This is a genomic window from Streptomyces africanus, assembly GCF_002150735.1.
Lineage (GTDB): Bacteria > Actinomycetota > Actinomycetes > Streptomycetales > Streptomycetaceae > Streptomyces > Streptomyces africanus.
In genome coordinates this window covers 1-2,348 of record NZ_MUKA01000581.1, presented here as the reverse complement: position 1 = coordinate 2,348, position 2,348 = coordinate 1, and the positions used below count along the sequence as shown (strand labels likewise).

The following is a 2,348-nucleotide window of genomic DNA, read 5'->3' as shown; positions in this document are numbered from 1 at the left end:
GCACACGACTGCCCCCACCGACCGCCCCGCCTGGTGGCAGGAGGGCGCCGACGACGGTCTCTCCCCGGTCACCGACACCGTGCTCGTCGGCGGTGTCGCGCTCGGCGGGGGCAGTCGTGTGCGGCTGCGCCCCCGGGGACGCGGTGCCGATGCCCAGGACATGTTCCTGGCCGGCCGCACCGCCGAGGTCGCCGCCGTCTTCCACGACGTGGACGGGAGCGTGCACCTCGCCGTCACCCTCGACGACGACCCCGCGGCCGAACTCCACTCCTGGTACGGCCGCTTCCACTACTTCCGGCCCGACGAGCTCGAACCCCTCGAACCCGCCGGATCCCCGGACGAGCCGTCGGCACCGGCTCCCGCCGCAGCCCCCTCGCGGCACACGACCGACTCCGAGACCCCCGCAGCGGAGGCCGAGTGATGACCACACACAGCAGCACCACCGAAGTCAGCAAGGAACCCGACCGGACCGAGGAACGGCAGGGCATGGAGGAGATCCACATCCTCTGGATCTCCGAAGGCATGAGCTGCGACGGCGACACCGTCTCCCTCACCGCCGCCGGCCAGCCCTCCATCGAGGACCTGGTGCTCGGGCTGATCCCGGGGCTGCCCAAGGTGAACCTCGTCAACAAGGTGCTCTCCCCGAGCCTCGGCGGAGAGGACTTCCTCGCCCCCTACCGGGCGGCCGTACGCGGCGAACTCGGCCCGTTCATCCTCGTCATCGAGGGCTCGATCCCCAACCAGAACATCATCGAGGGCGACGGCTACTGGACGTCCTTCGGCAACGACCCGGAGACCGGCGAGCCGCAGACCCTCAACTGGTGGATCGACCAACTGGCCCCCAAGGCCTGGGCGGTGGTCGCCGCCGGCACCTGCGCCACCTTCGGCGGCATCCACGCCATGTCCGGAAACCCGACCGGCTGCATGGGCCTGGCCGACTACCTGGGCTGGGACTTCACCTCCCAGGGCGGCCTGCCGATCGTCAACGTGCCCGGCTGCCCCATCCAGCCCGAGAACTTCATGGAGACCCTGGTCTGGGTCCTCTACCACGCGGCCGGCTCCGCGCCCCCGCCCCCGCTGGACCACATGCTGCGCCCGCAGTGGCTGTTCGGGAAGACGGTCCACGAGGGCTGCGACCGCGGCGCGTACTACGAGCAGGCCAGCTTCGCCAAGGATTACAACTCACCCAAGTGCCTGGTCAAGACGGGCTGCTGGGGCCCGGTCGTCAACTGCAACGTGCCCAAGCGGGGCTGGATGGCCGGCATCGGCGGCTGCCCGAACGTCGGCGGCATCTGCATCGGCTGCACGATGCCCGGCTTCCCCGACGCGTTCATGCCGTTCATGGACGAGCCCCCCGGCGGAACCCTGTCGTCCCTGGCCATCAAGCCGTACGGGGCCGTCATCCGCCGCCTGCGCGGCATGACCAACGAACTGGTCAACCACGAGCCCAGGTGGCGCCACAACAAGCGCAAGCTGACCAGCGGCTACGACCCGCACTGGCGCCCCTGATGAGACCCGCGACCCATCCCACCACCGACAGCGAGGGGCAGTACCGCAGATGACCACCACCGAGGCCCGGCCCACCGAGCGCAAACCACCCCAGCTCGTGGACATGTCCTGGGATCCCATCACCCGGATCATCGGGAACCTGGGCATCTACACGAAGATCGACTTCGCCAACCGGGAAGTCGTCGAATGCCACAGCACCTCGTCGCTGTTCCGCGGCTACTCGGTGTTCATGAAGGGCAAGGACCCGCGCGACGCGGGCTTCATCACGTCCCGGATCTGCGGCATCTGCGGCGACAACCACACCACCTGCTCCGACTACGCCCAGCAGATGGCCTACGGCGTCAAGCCGCCCCCGCTGGCCGAGCACATCGTCAACCTCGGCGAAGCCGCCGAGTACATGTTCGACCACACGATCTTCCAGGACAACCTGGTGTTCGTGGACTTCTGCGAGGCGATGGTCAAGGCCACCAACCCCGGTGTGCTGGCCCGCGCCGAACGCACCGAGGCGCCCCGCGGCGACATCCACGGCTACCGCACCATCGCCGACATCATGAAGGCCTTCAACCCCTTCGAGGGCGAGGTCTACAAGGAGGCCCTGAAGGTCAGCCGGGTCACCCGCGAGATGTTCTGCCTGATGGAGGGGCGGCACGTCCACCCGTCCACGCTGTACCCGGGCGGCGTCGGCACGATGCCGCAACCGACCACCTTCACCGACTACCTCAGCCGCCTCATGCGGGTCATCGACTTCGTGAAGAAGGCCGTCGCCATGAACGACGACGTCTTCGACTTCTTCTACGAGGCACTGCCCGGCTACGAGGAGGTCGGCCGCCGCCGCGTCC

At 68.7% G+C, this 2,348-nt stretch carries 2 protein-coding genes and 1 pseudogene; all 3 read left to right on the top strand.

The annotated features are described in order from the left end of the window. A pseudogene (locus tag CCL05_RS42305) lies at positions 1-421 on the top strand (hypothetical protein); the annotation flags it as partial. After that, a complete protein-coding gene (locus CCL05_RS42300) occupies positions 421-1,509 on the top strand; it encodes an NADH-quinone oxidoreductase subunit B family protein (RefSeq protein WP_086565825.1) in 1,089 nt (362 codons plus the stop codon). The pseudogene CCL05_RS42305 and the gene CCL05_RS42300, both read left to right, overlap by 1 nt. A 49-nt stretch (positions 1,510-1,558) precedes the next feature. After that, positions 1,559-2,348, top strand: a 790-nt coding sequence (locus CCL05_RS42295) for a nickel-dependent hydrogenase large subunit (RefSeq protein WP_208641747.1), incomplete at its 3' end; no start/stop codon positions are given.